9 protein-coding genes are annotated in these 16,959 nt (G+C 45.7%); 3 read left to right on the forward strand and 6 right to left on the reverse strand.

Annotated elements, in window-relative coordinates:
* Positions 1 to 29: 29 nt before the first annotated feature.
* The gene (locus DC345_RS02990) at positions 30 to 5,558 is read left to right on the forward strand and encodes a 5'-nucleotidase C-terminal domain-containing protein (RefSeq protein WP_181586460.1); all 5,529 of its coding nucleotides are present in this window, start codon (positions 30 to 32) and stop codon (positions 5,556 to 5,558) included.
* A 188-nt stretch (positions 5,559 to 5,746) separates the two neighbouring features.
* Positions 5,747 to 5,959: an immunity 17 family protein gene (locus DC345_RS02995; RefSeq protein ID WP_053781663.1), complete on the forward strand. Its 213-nt coding sequence runs from the start codon at positions 5,747 to 5,749 to the stop codon at positions 5,957 to 5,959.
* A gap of 624 nt (positions 5,960 to 6,583) precedes the next feature.
* Here DC345_RS02995 and DC345_RS03000 read toward each other — a convergent pair.
* Positions 6,584 to 9,175 (reverse strand): glycine betaine ABC transporter substrate-binding protein, encoded by a 2,592-nt coding sequence (locus DC345_RS03000; protein WP_113051846.1) that lies wholly within the window; start codon positions 9,173 to 9,175, stop codon positions 6,584 to 6,586.
* Positions 9,141 to 10,370 carry a quaternary amine ABC transporter ATP-binding protein gene (locus tag DC345_RS03005; RefSeq protein ID WP_113051847.1) on the reverse strand — a complete coding sequence of 410 codons (1,230 nt, stop codon included), beginning with the start codon at positions 10,368 to 10,370 and terminating at the stop codon, positions 9,141 to 9,143. Before DC345_RS03005 ends, DC345_RS03000 begins: the two co-directional genes overlap by 35 nt.
* A 497-nt stretch (positions 10,371 to 10,867) precedes the next feature.
* Here DC345_RS03005 and DC345_RS03010 point away from each other — a divergent pair, with 497 nt between their 5' ends.
* The gene (locus DC345_RS03010) at positions 10,868 to 11,440 is read left to right on the forward strand and encodes a GbsR/MarR family transcriptional regulator (RefSeq protein ID WP_113051848.1); all 573 of its coding nucleotides are present in this window, start codon (positions 10,868 to 10,870) and stop codon (positions 11,438 to 11,440) included.
* 98 nt (positions 11,441 to 11,538) lie between these two features.
* Here the strand turns inward: DC345_RS03010 and DC345_RS03015 are convergent, their stop codons facing one another.
* From DC345_RS03015 to DC345_RS03030, 4 genes are all read right to left on the reverse strand, one after another.
* Positions 11,539 to 13,167 carry a helix-turn-helix domain-containing protein gene (locus DC345_RS03015; protein WP_181586461.1) on the reverse strand — a complete coding sequence of 543 codons (1,629 nt, stop codon included), beginning with the start codon at positions 13,165 to 13,167 and terminating at the stop codon, positions 11,539 to 11,541.
* A 197-nt stretch (positions 13,168 to 13,364) separates the two neighbouring features.
* Positions 13,365 to 14,651 (reverse strand): DUF5050 domain-containing protein, encoded by a 1,287-nt coding sequence (locus DC345_RS03020; RefSeq protein WP_113051850.1) that lies wholly within the window; start codon positions 14,649 to 14,651, stop codon positions 13,365 to 13,367.
* Between the two features lie 154 nt (positions 14,652 to 14,805).
* Positions 14,806 to 15,639, reverse strand: coding sequence for an ABC transporter permease subunit (locus DC345_RS03025; RefSeq protein WP_113051851.1), 834 nt, complete (start codon positions 15,637 to 15,639; stop codon positions 14,806 to 14,808).
* Positions 15,632 to 16,537, reverse strand: a complete 906-nt coding sequence (locus DC345_RS03030; RefSeq protein ID WP_181586462.1) for an ABC transporter ATP-binding protein — start codon at positions 16,535 to 16,537, stop codon at positions 15,632 to 15,634. The genes DC345_RS03025 and DC345_RS03030 overlap by 8 nt, the downstream gene beginning before the upstream one ends.
* Between the last annotated feature and the right edge of the window lie 422 nt (positions 16,538 to 16,959).

Here is a 16,959-nt window from a genome sequence, read left to right on the forward strand (position 1 = left end):
TGAAGAGGTGGCTCAGGTTGTTCCTGGCCATGGTTCTGCTTATCACGGGTGCCATTCCGGCTGGATTGTTCAGCAGTAAGGCAGCTGCGGCGGATGAGCCGTTAACGGTTGCTCAGGCACAGGCAAAGAATTCTGACAAATCTACAGCGACTGTTGAAGGATATGTTGTTGGTTACTATAACAGTGGAACCTCTATCCAGCTAAATCCTCCGTTTACTTCTGACACAAATTTTGCACTGGCAGATCGTCCTGATGAAACAGATGTAAGCAAAATGATGCCAGTACAAGTACCCACAAATGCTCCCCGCAGCACTTTTGGTCTACAAAGCAATACATCCTTATATCATTCCAAAGTTCGAATTAACGGTGCTACATTGGAAACATATTTTACTGTTAACGGGATTAAAAGTACCACTTCGACCATTTTCCAATTGATTGATGAGACGCCAGAAACCAAGGTGGTAAACGTTACAGCTAATCCATCCTCTGGAGCTGTGCCGGCAGGCACAGAGGTTAAATTGGCAACAACTACAGTTGGTGCCGCCGTATACTATAAATTAAATGATGATAATGAATTTCTTCCATATACAGTGCCCATCACAGTGAATGATACGATTCACATTGAAGCTTATGCACACAAAAGTGGATTAATGGATAGCGATATTACGCTTCTTGACTACACCATAGTCGACAACAGTCCCATTTCAATCTCCGAAGCAAGAACTAAATCTGAGAATACACCGGTTACTGTACAAGGGATTGTAACTTATCGCGAAGAATCCGGAGGATTGGCGAATCTGTACATTCAGGATGATCATGCAGGAATCGTCATTCGTGGAACAGACGCCACCGTGGAGCGGGGCGATCGTATTGAAGCTTATGGTCCGCTGACGATTTATAACGGTTTGCTTCAGGTAGAGAAGGACAAGACCGGATTTCCAGGCGGTTATATTAAGGTCTTAGATAAAACGCAAGATATCCCTGAACCCGTTACACTGACATCCAAAGACTTTACACCTGCTGAAGGCGGAGGAAAGGGTACAGGTGGCATTTACGAAGGGATGCTTGTCGAAGTCAACGCTGTTACAGTGACAAGAAGCAGCAGTTCCACCTTTTATGCGACAGATACCGATGGTGGAGAGATCACGATCTATGCCAAAAATAGCCCTACTGCACTGGCAACAGGCAAAACATATGAAAAAGTGACAGGAGTTATGACCTACCATACAAGTTATGGTCTTGAACTGATTCCACGTACAACATCGGATGTTGTCGAAAATTTGCTCTCTGTTACAGCCAGTGCTTCATCAGGCGGTATTGTCAAAGGATCAACAGTGACATTGTCCTCGCCAACGGCAGGAGCAGAAATCTATTATACGGTTGATGGCACTGAACCAACCCCAACATCCACAAAGTACAGTGTTCCGATTACAGTAAACGAGGACACGATTGTAAAAGCGATTGCTGTATCGGGTGGAAGTACGAGTGGGGTATATACCTTTACTTATAAAGTTCTTCATGAACTGGACAATCTTAGAATCCATGATATTCAAGGAGCTTCCCATAACTCTTTGTACGATGGTTTAGCTGTTCAGAATGTCGAAGGAATTGTGACTTATGTTGTAAATGCAAGCTCCTTCTATATACAGGAGATTCCTGGAATGGAAGATGACGATGTGAAAACATCCGAAGGTATACTCATCTATAAGTCATCTCATGGAATGACAGTAGGCAACAAGGTTAAGGTGTCGGGTCAAGTCAAAGAATATGCGACAGCGACGACTGAGCTGTCTACGACAGAGATCGTTGCAACAACAATTACGGTTGAAGACAACAATCAAGAACTTCCTGAACCTGTGATTCTGGGAACTAACGGTCGAATCATCCCTACTGTAATTGATTCAGATCAGTTCGGGGAGTTTAACCCGGAAACGGATGCGATCGATTTTTATGAGAGTTTGGAAGGCATGAGAGTGCAACTTGATAATGCAACAATTATTGGTCCATATTCCAGTGAACCGGGTCTAGCAGTTGTCGTTGACAATGGTCTGAATAACCCAGTACGCACACCAGCAGGAGGCGTTATCCTAACTGCGGATAGTACAGAACCTTACGAGAGTGCCCTCAATCCGCAACGATTGTTCATTAACAAAAAGCCCTCTCAGGCGGTCAAAACTGGTGACAAGCTTACTGAGTCCGTCAAAGGTGTTATGACGTATTCCAACGGTAATTTCAAGGTTAATCCAGAGGGGAATCTTCCAGTCATCACTTCAGGGGGGCTTGAGCAAGCAACAACGACGATACAACAGGCCGACGGTAAGTTGACAATTGCAACTTTTAATGTGGAAAATTTCAGTAAGAAGGATGCAGCGAGAGCTGTCAAAATCGGTGGGATTGTAGTCAATAATCTAAAGAATCCGGATATTATTGGCATAATGGAAGTACAAGATAATGATGGAGCTACAGACAGTGGAACAACTGCTGCTGATGCAAGTTTCCAAACCCTGATTGATGCTATTGCATCTAAAGGCGGTCCTACCTATAAATACACGGATATTGCTCCAGAAAACAATAAGGATGGTGGAGCTCCGGGGGGGAACATTCGTGTAGGATTCTTATACAATGAGTCACGTGTAACTCTGAAACAAGGAAATAAAGGGGACGCAGTAACGGGAATCCAAGTGGAAACAGACGGGAGTTTGTCCCTTAATCCTGGAAGGATTGATCCAACAAACGATGCTTTTACAAGCTCGCGTAAGCCGCTCGCTGCTGAATTTGAGTTCAATGGAGAACGTGTTGTTGTGATTGCAAATCATCTGAATTCCAAAGGCGGCGATCTGAAGCCTTACGGAAGCATACAGCCTGCGACAAGAAGTAGTGAAATTCAACGTGCACGACAGGCAACTGCTGTAAATAGTTTTGTTAAAGAACTGCTAAGTAAAGACCCTGAGGTGAATGTTGCTGTTCTTGGCGACTTCAATGACTTCCAGTTCTCCAAAACATTGAATATTGTTGAAGGTAATGAACTGGACAATCTGGTAAACAAACTGCCAGAGAATAAGCGTTATTCCTACATCTATGACGGAAACTCTCAGACACTGGATCACATTCTGGTGAGTAAAAAACTGTCCGAAACTGCTGCTATCGAAGCGGTTCATGTGAATGCTGATTTTGAAGATTCCCATGGTCGGGTCAGTGACCATGATCCGCTGCTCGCGCAGCTGAGCATTGGAAGCACAGCAGAAGAAGGTGACTTCAACCTGCGTGTATTGCACACCAATGATACACACGCGCATTTGGATAACATCCCGCGCCGTGTAACAGCGATTAAGGAAACGCACAATGATAACACCCTGGTATTGGATGCAGGGGACGTATTCTCGGGTACATTGTACTTTAACCTCTTTAACGGTCTGGCGGATCTGGAGTTCATGAACATGATCGGATACGATGCCATGACCTTCGGAAATCACGAGTTTGATAAAGGCCCAAGCGTACTCAAGGAATTTATTGAACAAGCGGAATTCCCATTTGTGAGTGCCAATATTGACTATACCAAGGATGCGAGTTTGGGCAGCCTGTACAACAGTACCATCGGAAATCCAGGCGAGAATTCCCAAATCTACCCGGCCATTATTACGGAAGTAAACGGCGAGAAAGTCGGAATCTTTGGATTGACGACACCGGATACCGTATCTCTGTCCTCACCGGGAGATGATTTGACCTTTAAGGATTACAAAGCAAGTGCTCAGGCGACAGTGAACATGCTGCAAGATGAAGGAATCAACAAAATTATCGCGCTGACGCATCTGGGGTACTCGGAAGACCTGAAGCTGGCAGAAGCGGTAGAAGGCATTGACATCGTAGTGGGTGGTCATTCACATACCATTCTGAACAAACCGGTAGTTGTAGATACACACACTGATCCGACACTGGTTGTACAGACGGGAGAATATGACGTTTCCCTGGGTCAACTGGATGTAACGTTCAACGAAGCAGGCGTACTTAAAACATGGAACGGCAAATTGCTTAACCTGGATGCGAAGGATGCCACCGGTAAGTATGTTTACGCAGATGATAAGGAAGCAGCAGAGAAACTGGCAAGCTATGCTAAACCTCTGGCTGAGTTTAAAAAAGAAGTTATCGGTAAAACAAATGTATTCCTCGATGGAGAACGTGGCGCTGTACGTAAGCAGGAAACCAACCTCGGGAATCTGATGACAGACGGCATGCTGGAGAAAGTGAAATCCATTGTGAAAGAAAACGACGTTAAAGGATATGTCGCTATCCAAAACGGTGGAGGCATTCGAGCTTCATTCCAAGCAGGAGATATCACGTTGGGTGATTTGTTAACCGTAATGCCATTCGGCAACAACCTTTCGGCGCTAAAAATGACAGGTAAGGAAATTACGGCTGCGCTGGAAAATGGCGTGAGTGGCGTGGAAACAGGAGAAGGACGCTTCCCGCAAGTTTCAGGCCTGCGTTTCTACTACGACTCCACGAAGCCTGGCGAGAAAATTGATGCGGTAACGAATACGGTGACCCAAGTCGGTCAACGCGTGCTCAAAGTACAGATTAAGAATGCCAATGGCACGTACACGGACATCGATCCGAACGGATACTACATTGTAGCTACCAACTCGTTTATGGCTAACGGTGGAGACTTTTACCGCGCCATGAGAGCAGCGAAGGATGACAACCGGTACTATGAACTGAATTTGGTCGATTATGAAATCTTCCATGAACATTTGGACCGTGTAGGTACGGTAAACCAGACAACGGAAGGACGTAGTACCGATCTGAAGGGAGCTCCACTTCCGGGTGATGGGAATGGAAGCAACCCTGGTAATGGCGGTGGGAATAATGGAAGTAATCCGGGCAGTGGTAATAGTGGTGGAGGTACAACCACACCAACCACACCTGTAACACCAACAGATCCAACAAATCCGACGACGCCTACAACACCTTCCAACCCGGGTAATGGGAATGGAGGAGGTACTACACCGACCAATCCGGGTGTGACTTTGAAAGATATCGGCAATCACTGGGCAGCAGCTGCCATTGAGCAGGCCATTTCCCGGGGAATTGTAAATGGATATCAGGACGGTAATTTCCGTCCAAATGCACCGGCAACACGTGCCGAGTTCATTGTCATGCTGGCAAGAGCATTTGAACTTCCGGCCAGCAGCAAGGCGTTGACGTTTAAGGATGCTTCCAAAATTCCAGCATGGGCACAATCCTTTATTGCTCAAGCTGTAGAACAAGGGATCATTAGTGGCTATACGGATGAGACGTTCCGTGCTTCCGGCAAAGTATCCCGTGTAGAGATGACGGTTATGCTCGTAAGAGCACTCGGACTTCCAGTTGCATCGAATGCCACATTAACCTTTGCAGATGCGAATAAAGTACCTGCATGGGCCGTACCTTATATTGCAGCTGCATATGATGCAGGACTGGTGAAAGGCACAGGCAAGAACCTGTTTAACCCACTTGTTGAAGCAACTCGTGCTGAAGTTGTGACTCTGTTGATGTCAGCGAGTGAGTTTCAGGCGAAGTAATAAAGACTATTCAATCTTTCTATGAAAAGGAAGCCAAAACCAATTTAACCTGAAACGCTAAACTCTTTTACTCTAAGAAAAACAGCTTGCAGACCTACATCTGCAAGCTGTTTTTTTACTAATTAATGGCTGTTCAATTTTACCAGAGGAAGGTATAGTAGACAGGATTATATGGAAGGAGTGTTGAAATGCAAGATCAACCGGTTTTAATCGCACTATTGGCTATTGCAGCAGGGATTTTCAGTTTGTTGGGTGGAATCAACAATTGGGATTGGTTTATGAAGAGTTTTAGAGCAGGTCTCTTTGTGAAAACCATTGGACGTCAGGGTGCAAGAGTGGTGTATGGTATTTTAGGTATTGTGCTGATTACCATTGGTGTATTATTGTTGCTGATTGGGTAAGCGTAGAAAAAGAAAGAAAAGAAAAATTGTAGAGCCTGAGTACATAATTCAGTTTCACAGCCTTTAATGTAGAAAGTAACGATTAGTACGTTTAGCTTTATGCTTGAGATTTTCGAGGTTAGTTAGGGTGTGGAAGTTAGCTTTTTAAAAAGTCTTGAAGCCTAAGCCAGTTTACTCCTGGGAATGTGTGGACAAATTATCTAAGAAACCGGGGACGTCTTATTTTGCCTTCAGCTCTTCTTTTTACAAAGTAAGAAACTCCAGACACGTTATTTACTGAAATTCCTGACAAAAACACTATAAACGACTTTTTTTTCTGATACAGCGTGTCTCAGGTTCTTTAGATTTCTGGAGTCACTTCATATCCTTGAATAAGACGTCTTCGATTCGTTGCGCTTGCACATGCTCTGCTTCAATCGCGTGTGAGTCGCTGACTCCTGATCCCATCCGGAGCCAAGCTTTTCATTGAAAGGGAGAAAATCCACTTTAACGGCACTTCAGGTATACTTGGCTTCCAGCAGGTTCGATGACGCAGCTTATGAAAAGTTACATTCATTAAAAAGACCACCGAAAAAATTTCGGTGGTCTTTTTGCCAAATTCAGGTTTATCCATCTCAATCTGGTTTAATTATCTTTTAAATCTTCAATGGAATTGATGTCCATATAGGTTGGTACAACCAGACCTGTTTTGGCACCGTCCATATTTGGACCGAGATCATCGATCTGATCCTTGTATTTGTTGAAATAATCTGCAGAGGTGAGTGGCAACCATGCAGCTGGAGTTGCATCGACATCACCATTGGCAATACCGGTCCACATTGGACCAATTTCAACTTGAAGGGAAGTTACTTTGTAACCCAGTTTTTCTTTCAGGATGTACTCCAGCAAGTTGGTACTTGCAATCTCGGAGTCCCAGGCTACGTAACTCAGTTTAATGGAATCTCCATTCACCGGGGTCAGACCTTTGGTCCATTCAGCCACTTTGTCGCTATGCTTCTCGGCAAAAGCTGCTGCGGCTTTTTGGGGGTCTTCTCCGTTTTGAATGGCGACCATAATTTCACCCATATCCTCAGGTGTCCAGGAGAAGCGATCCAGGAATTCATAAGCGACAGGTTTGTCTTCCTTCAACCCTTTACGGGCAATGGTATGAATTTGTTCTGCTTCACCGTAGACGCCTTCCGGATCGTCCAGGTATTTCAGGTCATATGCGTTGAACATCCAATGCGGTGTCCAACCGGTAACGATAACCGGTTCCTTATTCTTAACCGCTTTATCCAGCGTTGCTGTCATTGCGGCTCCTGAACCTTCAACCAGTTTCCAGTCAGACAGACCGTATTTCTCAATGGCACTGGCTGTGGATTTCATAATTCCGGCACCTGGATCGATACCGATAATTTGGTGATTCACTTCATTTCCCACATTGGCATTCGCCGATGGAGTAGAGGAAGAAGCACCTGTTTCCAAATCTGCAATCGAATTAACGTCTGTCATGTAGGCAGGAACAACGAGGCCAGTGCGTACACCGGTCATGTTGGCTCCCAGATCATCCACCTGGTCTTTGTAACGTTCCCAGTAGTCAGCGTGAGTTAATGGCAGCCAAGCTGCTGGAGAGGCATCTACGTCGCCTGAGGCAACACCCGTCCACATAGGCCCAGCTTCAACTTGCAGGGCGTTAACTTTATAGCCGAGTTTGCTTTCCATGACATATTTCAACAGGTTAGTACTAGCGATCTCAGAATCCCAGGCTACGTAGCTAAGTTTAAATGCATCACCGTTAACTGGCGTCAGACCTTTGGTCCATTCGTCAATCTGGTCTGCATGTTTCTCAGCGTAGTCTTTTGCGGCTTCTTCTGGAGATGTACCATTCTGAATGGCACTCATCATTTCGCCCATTTCATCTGATGTCCATTGGAAACGGGACAGGAATTCATAAGCAACCGGGTGATCTTCTTTTAAACCTTTACGTGCGATGGTGTGAATTTCTTCTGCATCACCGAAAGATTTCTCGGGATCATCCAGATATTTTAGATCATATTTATTGAACATCCAGTGCGGAGTCCAGCCTGTAATAATGATCGGTTCTTCCGCTTTAATGGCTTTGTCCAGTGTGGCAGTCATCGCTGCACCAGATCCTTCAATCAGGGTCCAGTCCGTCAGATGATAATCTTCGATGGCTTTGGCAGTGGACTTCATAATGCCTGCACCCGGATCAATACCAATGATCTGATAATTGACTTCTTCACCTACAGCATTCGCTGGAGTGTTGTTACCGCCGGCAGAAGTACTGTTGCCGCCAACAAAGTATTGTGAGAAACCAGCTACGAGCACAACGAATGTTGCGGCAGCCGTAATCCAGGCTTTTTGTTTCGCTGAGAAGCGTGAGCTTTTCTTGCGGCCTGGCATAAACAGATTTTGAGTGAAACGGTCAAGTACAATCGCAAGAACTACGACAGCAAGACCTGCTTCAAAACCTTTACCAATCTGCAACTGTGTTACCGCACGGTACACTTCCGCACCAATACCCTGTGCACCGATCATGGATGCAATAACAACCATGGACAGCGACAGCATGATGGTTTGGTTAATCCCTGACATTACGGTAGGCAATGCGAGTGGAAGCTGTACTTTGAACAACTTTTGCATGGACGTGGAACCAAACGCATCCGCTGCTTCGACCAGTTCGCCAGATACCTGCTTAATTCCGAGGTGAGTCAGGCGAATCGTTGGTGGAATCGCAAATATGACGGACGCGATAACACCGGGAACCACACCAAGGCTGAAGAAGGTTACCGCTGGCAGCAAGTAGACAAATGCAGGCATGGTCTGCATAAAGTCAAGCAATGGTGTAATAATCCGGGCTGCAGTTTTGCTGTATGCGAGCCAGATACCAATGGGAACACCAAGCAGGATGGAGATTAATCCTGACGTAATAACGAGGCCCAAAGTATCCATCGATTGGGACCAGTATCCGAGGTTATCTACGAGCAAGAAACCGATAACCGTAAACAGGGTTAGTGGTATTCGGCCAACAAGGTATGCCAATACACCAAGTATTACAATAAACAGGAGCGGATGGGGGAGCATGAACAGCCCGGAGAAAAATCCGACAACCTCCTGAATAACAACAGAAATGACTTTAAATAATCCGGAGAGCGAGGAGCTCATCCAGTCAACAATCGCTTCAATCCACGATGCTAGTGGAATTTTGGGAATCATTCGCAAGTTCCTCCTTTACTGCAACTTCACCGCTTAGTGCTCCAAGCAGGGCACCGCGGACGATAACACCTTGCAGACGGCCAGTTTCGCCAACAACAGCGAGCGGCACATGGGCTGAACTTACAATTTCAAACAATTCATGAATCAGGGTTTCAGGCGCTACAGTCGGCCCATCCGTAATCAGAATGTCGTTCAATACTTTGTTTTCGCGCATTGCGCGGGTTGCATCTTCTGCTGTGATAACACCAAGCAGTTTTTTCGAACGGTCAATGACAAACAGGTTGGAAATACCACGTTCGCGCATTAATTCGAGGGCAACACGGGGACCACGGTCAAGCGTAATCGTTTCAGGACGTCGCATAACATGAGATGCGGTAAGGACCTTGGACAAGTCCACGTCTTCGACGAAGCGGGCCACATATGAGTTGGCCGGTTGAATCATGATTTCTTCCGGAGTACCGATCTGCACGACTGCGCCGTCTTTCATGAGGGCAATACGATCGCCGATGCGCAGCGCTTCGTCCAAGTCATGGGTAATGAAAATAATGGTCTTTTTCATTTTATCCTGAAGCTCAATCAGCTCATCCTGCATATCACGACGAATCAGTGGATCAAGTGCACTGAATGCTTCATCCATTAGCAGTACTTCCGGGTCATTCGCCAGCGCACGGGCCAAACCTACACGTTGCTGCATCCCGCCACTCAGCTCATCCGGCATTTTATCTTCCCAGCCTTTAAGGCCTACAAGCTCAAGCGAGGTTTTTGCTTTTTCCCGACGTTCATCTTTATCAACCTTTTGAACTTCGAGTCCATACTCCACATTATCAAGAACGGTACGGTGCGGGAATAACGCAAATTTTTGGAACACCATGCTGATCGTTTTCCGACGCACTTCGCGCAATTGTTCTTTATTCATCTTACGTAGATCTTTACCATGGACCAGAATCTCTCCCGATGTCGGTTCAATCAGACGATTGAACATTCGAACAAGTGTAGACTTACCACTTCCGGACAGTCCCATGATGACGAAAATTTCACCTTCCTGAATTTCCATGTTGACCCGGTTGACGCCAACCGTTATCTGTTTTTCTTTGGCCAACTTTTCTTTGCCCCAACCTTGCTCCAGTAATTGCAGACCTTGCTCGGTTTGGGGGCCAAACAGTTTACTTACATTCTTTACTTCAAGTATGGTCATGTTTTCACCCCTTCTGATGTGTTGTGCACTTCGAACGGCTTTCAGCATCCACAAGCCCATACACTTGTGCGCCCAGCCACGAAATCCGGTAATCGTTGCTTCGCTTCCCGTCTTTCTGGGTAACGTTTTGTATTCTAACAATACTTAACCCGTATAGCAACTGAATAAACAGTACATAATGTTTGTACAGTAAAAACTGTACAAAGTTTTCCGTCCATATGCTCCGTCATTCTCCTTATTCTGGCTAATAAGACACCTTTACATTTGATATCGCTTTTTCTACAATAGAAAATGTGCTGAATCTAAGCAGTTTCTTTTGGTTAAAAGATAGTCGTAGGCGTTTGCAACTTGGTAAAGCTCCCATGATATACATGGGGTAACCTTAAGCCCGTTGGCATATAGGATGTCCTGCCGGATACTTTCCCATGTAAGCCGGATCTTAAACAGTTGCAATTATTTTGCCGAGACTGGGAATGTTCAGAATGGAGGTTGCAAGCATGAGCTTGGACCATTTACAAGAGGAGCAGCAGGCAACCGTTCTTAGAATCCGTAAACGCGTCATTGAAGCCATTGGGCGTAATATGGATCTCTACGGCGTTACGCTGTCCACGGGACACTTATATGGATTGCTTTTTTTTGCAGACAAACCTATGACCCTTGACGATATGGGCCGGGAAATGGAAATGAGCAAAACGAGCATGAGTACCGGCGTACGTACACTGCTGGATCTAAAAATGGTGAATAAAGTATGGAGCAAAGGCTCCCGGAAAGACCTATATGAAGTGGAGTATGACTGGCATCAGACGTTTACGGATTATTTTGTGATTAAATGGAGAAAAGCCGTGGAGAGTAACCTTCAGGTACTGCGCAAATCCGTTGATGAACTGAATCGTTTGATTGCCGACTTGGATGAACAAACAGATGCTGAACTTCTTCGCATTCTTAAGGAAGACAAGCATAAGGTGCTTCAAGCAGAGGCTTACTACAAATGGCTGGATCGCTTGATTGATACCATGGAAGATGAGGAAATATACAAACTGGTTCCGAAGGAAGAGATCAAGGAACATTAATAACAGCAAAAGCAAAGGGCCCTTTCCGAATAGGAAAGGGCTCTTTTGTCTTGATGGGTTGTACACTTGTACATTTATAATGAAGAAAAAAATATGCTTTACAATTGTCCGATTAATCCGACATGGGATAAGGTCTCAAGCTGTAGAACGATCTGTTCCAGTTCGTCCATGATCTGATGGCGTCCGCTGGGGGACCAGCATAGTACAGACCAATCGGATATATCGTGTACGTTACCTTTCAGGACAGCAGGAGATCGATTCCAGGCAGTGGTTTGTTTCATGCGCCGAAATAGTTTCTCACGGGCAGGAGCATTGGAAACACGGTTAATCAACAGATGATCCGTGTCCAGCATGGGGATGCTATCTGCCGCATACTCATCAGTAATTATATCTGTAGATATGATCTGTGCAGGGTTCAGTCCAAGTTCACCGTAGATAAGGCGATATAATGGATGCTCGGTATTATCCTGAAGCCGGATAGACTGATTCGTAACCTGCATAAGCATAATACGTTCTTGCCCGAAATGATGCTTCAAACGGAGCCCAATATCAAGGTTGCGAAGCTCCAGCTGTTTGAAATTCTGCAAGCCCTGTTGATCTCGTCCAACCAGTTCAGCTATACGTAAATGATTGTCTTTCCAGTCATGGGTCTGATCCAGGATGACTGTAGGGGCAATACTTTTGAGCTTATCGTAAAAGGATTGATGATAAAAGTCACCGATAATCAGGTCCGGCTTGGCCTGACGTAATTTCTCCAATTGTAAGGCTAGCCGCTGCTGCTGCTCGAATTCATCAAGCTCCCGATCATGGAATCCGTCCATTGCAGCTACGGGATGTAATCCTAGCGAAGAGAGGTTCTCATGAAGTCCAATCCTGGACGCGGTAGCCACGCGAATTTGGTCTTTTTTCATATATAGGCTGGGTGCAATACCCAAGGTTTGTTTGAATTTGCGGCTAAAATAATATTCATTGCCATAGCCAACAGAGACAGCGACGTCTTTGAGTGCACATGACTCTTGCTTGAGCTGTTTTTTGGCTTCGTCAATCCGTAAGCGATTTAGATAATCGGTAGGTGACATGCCTTTAGCTTTCTTGAAACTGCGAGAATAGGAGCTTGGCGTCAATCCGGCAATTTTAGCCAGTTGATCCATGCTGATTCCTTCACTCATGAACCTTCTCATATACATAATGCTGCGTTCAAGCGCCGGATCGACTTTCTCATAATTTTCTTCAAGCCGGTTCTCCGAGAGATACTGCAAAAGCTCGTGCAGCTGGCTATGTATACTGATAAAATGATCGGGGTGAACACCGCGATAGGCTTCATACAATTGTTCAAATCGTGCTGTGGCCAGTTGGTCATGCCGAACCATCAGTCTGCCTGTCTCCCAATCCAGCGGGAAGCCAGAGGAGGAGGACATTTTCCATCGGCCGCGCACTTGCTGCAAACATACCGTATCCATGCTAAGTATTATAAACTCCGTAACAGCCGAGCGTGCAGCCGCTTCAATCGTTGTTCCTGGCTTCAAAACATACAGTTGATGGGCTTCGGCGTTATAGACTGTATCGTTCAGGACCAGGACACCGTCTCCTTGTAAAATAAGACAGAGCATGGGCCGGGACACCGTCTTGCCTTGCACACGGAAATGCTCCCCGCGCCGTACACGGCACATGGAAGAGAGGAGCGGTAGAGATGAGGTTTCAGAAATGAAGGGAAGCTGTTCAGTCATACGGACCATCCTTTTGTCTTATTTTCTTAATGATAACAATAATCATTCTCATATGGAAGATGTTTTTGAAAAATAGTTTTGGACATGAAAAAAAGAGGATGCCCAGATCCGTGATGGCTTCTGGGTTATCCTCTTTATTTGGAGCAAGAATGTTGAGATAGTTTATGTCTCTATAAGTCTATGCCCACATGCGTGGGTTAGTTTGGCACGACCAACAGGATATCATCCAGGAAAACGTCGCTTAGCACTTTTTTGCCTGTGCCATTGGTTTGCACATGATACAGACGATAGAGATCATTTGCGTTGATGTAGAACATGCCCGGAACATCGTCATGAAGCTGGAACGTTGCCCATTCCTCTCCAGCAAGCTTGGTTACTTTGAGGGCTGTGCTCACGGAATAAAGACCATTTGTACCGGATAGATATGCAATAGCTGATGTTCCGTTGGTCAGCTGAGCAGTTACGAAAGTAACGCTATTCAAATTCAGGTTGGCAGATTTGGATACCTTGTTCCCGGCGATGGTTTTGGCATACGCCTTTTTGTCTGCATCCACAACGACAACCTTATCTGTACCTAGTGGGCTGACCTCCCGGATACTCTTACTATGAATCTGAAGTGTTTTGCCAGAACTGGTCAATGCAAAGGCTTTGCCTGTTGAATAATCATAATCCTTGTTGCTGTCCAGCTTAATGCCTTTATTATACACGTACAGATTGTTGCCCCAGCCGCCAGCATAAACAGCGTTCACGTCCAGCTTTGCTTTTGGATTAACAGCTGTACCTTTGCCTGTATTGTAGTTTACCTTGTACATGATAATGGCGTTGGTCGAGTAGTACTGCTCATACGGGTCAGTGTTCACCATCAGTTGCAGTTCGTTTTTGGCCACGTTCATAAAATAACGACTTTCTACTGCACCAGCAGCAATTCGTTGCACTGCTCCGCTGCCATTGGATGCTTTGGAAACGATCCATGGGTTTCCATTAACGAGCCCGTTATAATATACACGGCCTTTCGTTACGGCGAGCAGCGGAAAATCTGTATCCGCTTTGTCTGCAATTTTGGTGGCAGCGGAAGCTTCGCTATTACCATTTGCACGATAGATCGTTCCTTTGGAGTCCATATAATAGATAAACCCATTATCCGTAAAGTAGCTCAACACATCTGTCGCATACGTTTCAGCAGAATCGCTGGAACCGTCATTGGGAACGCGAAGTAGCGTTGTGGAAGACTCGGAACGGGTGTAATAGAGATAGGATCCCGCCGCAGACAGACCATCTCCTTCAAAATCAAGCAATACCTCTGTGGTTCCGCTTCCGTCGCCGGATACTTTGTACAATACACCATCGGACTCATAATATACCGTAGTTTGGCTGAGGGAAGCTGCATGAGCATTGGCTCCTCCTCCAAGCACTGCTGCTGCGATCAGTGTGAACAGCAGCAAGGTGCAAACCGTGCGTTGCAAGCGTGTTGACCCTTTGTTCATAAATCAATCGTCACCCTTCTTCTTTATGTATGTAATTAACACAATAACACCTTATGTTATATCGGTAAACTATGGAAAATATGTTATACATCTGAGTCAGATAAAAACGGCAGAAGATCAGATCTTCTGCCGTCATATCTCAACCCTATTCCGCCTAAATCTGACTTTCAGCCAGCTGTTGACGACTGTTCCACAAAGTAACCAGACGAAGCAAAATGAAACTGATGAGCAGAAGTACTGCTCCGACCAGGATTAACATGAGAGGACTGATAAGCAGCATACCGCTCGCTTGACCAGCAATCAGGGCAAGCAATGGAATCACAACCAATCCCCCCAGTTGATAGGCCTCCTGAAATCCACGTACCTTCGCCGAGATTAGTACATTCAACAGAATGACCACAAGACTGCACGCCGGAACAACCCACAGTACGAGAATGATCCAGTTCAGATTCGGAAACATCCATTTCCCGAACATGGGATACATCAGGATATTGGCAATGATTCCGTAGATAATGAAGGTAATCCAGGACAATAACAGAGAAGGGATAAGTGCAGCCAGCACCTTGCCTTTAAATAACGTATCCATACTCATCGGAGTGAACAGAAGACCTTCCAGAGTCTTGCGCTCCTTCTCTCCTGCAAAACTGTTGGCCGTCAAAATACTGGATGCCATCACCGGAATGATGAGAAACAGGGGCGCGAACATGTACAAGGCAAGATAATAGACAATACGGTGATTGTCCGTAGGCATCGAAGCAAGCTGCGGAATCCGCCCGACATGGGTTAGGTTATCCAGCGTATCAAGCAGGAAGCTCATATTGCCGAGGGAAGCAAGTTCCATTTTTGAGGCTGTCCAAATGAGTACGCCAGGCATAATGATACCGATAACCAGCGGAACGATTAACATGGGTAACCAGAGCTGTACGCTGGCTGCGATGGCTCGAATATCTTTGCGAACAAGTGCGCGTATGGCTTGTCTGTTATTCATGATGGTGTGCCTCCCTAATGGCAAAATAAATACTCTCCAGATCGCTGCCCGTAATCCGGGCCTGATAGACTTGTCCAAGCTCAGTCAATTGTCGCAGTAACAAAGGAATATCTTCACGGGTTTGAAGCTGAAAAACGGCTTTGTTCGCGGAAACCATCTCCGGTGTATACCCTGCTACCGTTTGCCAGCCATTTGGCATGGTCGCTTCAACTTCAATCCGGGGTGAGGTCAGGTAACGGTTGATGATCTCCTGCTCCGTACCTTCCTCAATCTTGCGCCCTTTTTCCATAAAAATATACCGGTCACACACAGCCGATAGCTGGGATAACACATGAGACGATACTAGAATCGTCATATGTTCTTCCTGATTAAGCCGACGGATGATTCGGAGGACCATCTGAATCCCATCCGGGTCAAGCCCATTGGTTGGTTCATCCAGAAAGAGAATGGAGGGACGGTGCAGAAGCACCCGTGCTAGACCTACGCGTTTTTTCATCCCTGTGCTGTAAGTGCCTACTTTTCGATGCTGATATTCCTGCAATTCGAACAGATCCACGAGCTCGTCAATCCTTGCTTTGGCATGTTGTACACCGAAAGCTTCAGCGAAAAAGATCAGATTGTCACGCCCACTCATATTTTCATACAATCCGCTCTGCTCGGTTAGTGTGCCGCATATGGCTAATACGTTCTCCGTCTCACGGAAAGGATCAAGGCCGTTAATGCTCACTTGCCCACCCGAAGCGCCAAGAACGCCGTTCATGATGCGGATCAGGGTAGTTTTGCCCGAACCGTTGGGCCCGATTAGCCCGGTAACGCTGCCTTGTTCAACCGTGAAGCTTACATCGTTCAGTGCCTGATGCACTTTAAATTGTTTGGAAATGTTGCGAACTTCAATCATGTACATTCACCGTCCGATCTGAGTTTGGAGATTATACGTCTATATCAGCAATATCGTTCAAATGGAGGGCCGAAAAATAAAAACTCTACGTCTTTAGTCCCAAACGCGGGCATTAACTTCAACCTAAAGTCCGGCGAAATCGGGTCTCAGGTTTGTTTTCATAGTGGTCTATACCATGTATTCTGGTTAAAAGGATGCAATATCCCGTTTCATTGCCATCCATAACGTGGTAATTAGACTTAAGGCTTCTGACATATCATGAATGCCTGAATATTCATCTAACGCCGGTCTTGGTTAGCCAAGGCCGGTTTGACGTCGTTACTTGGCGTATCCATCCACTGGAACGCCTCATTTCTTGTAATTACATAACTAATTCGTCTAACACATCATATGAACACTTCCATTAGAAAGCATCCGATGTG

It is taken from the genome of Paenibacillus taichungensis, assembly GCF_003287275.1.
Classification (GTDB): domain Bacteria; phylum Bacillota; class Bacilli; order Paenibacillales; family Paenibacillaceae; genus Paenibacillus; species Paenibacillus taichungensis_A.

Excerpts from the sequence above, each read along its gene's own strand:
- DC345_RS02990 (WP_181586460.1), top strand. The coding sequence starts at position 30 with ATGGTTCTGCTTATCACGGGTGCCATTCCGGCTGGATTGTTCAGCAGT.
- DC345_RS02995 (WP_053781663.1), top strand. The coding sequence starts at position 5,747 with ATGCAAGATCAACCGGTTTTAATCGCACTATTGGCTATTGCAGCAGGG.
- DC345_RS03000 (WP_113051846.1), bottom strand. The coding sequence starts at position 9,175 with ATGATTCCCAAAATTCCACTAGCATCGTGGATTGAAGCGATTGTTGAC.
- DC345_RS03005 (WP_113051847.1), bottom strand. The coding sequence starts at position 10,370 with ATGACCATACTTGAAGTAAAGAATGTAAGTAAACTGTTTGGCCCCCAA.
- DC345_RS03010 (WP_113051848.1), top strand. The coding sequence starts at position 10,868 with ATGAGCTTGGACCATTTACAAGAGGAGCAGCAGGCAACCGTTCTTAGA.
- DC345_RS03015 (WP_181586461.1), bottom strand. The coding sequence starts at position 13,167 with ATGACTGAACAGCTTCCCTTCATTTCTGAAACCTCATCTCTACCGCTC.
- DC345_RS03020 (WP_113051850.1), bottom strand. The coding sequence starts at position 14,651 with ATGAACAAAGGGTCAACACGCTTGCAACGCACGGTTTGCACCTTGCTG.
- DC345_RS03025 (WP_113051851.1), bottom strand. The coding sequence starts at position 15,639 with ATGAATAACAGACAAGCCATACGCGCACTTGTTCGCAAAGATATTCGA.
- DC345_RS03030 (WP_181586462.1), bottom strand. The coding sequence starts at position 16,537 with ATGATTGAAGTTCGCAACATTTCCAAACAATTTAAAGTGCATCAGGCA.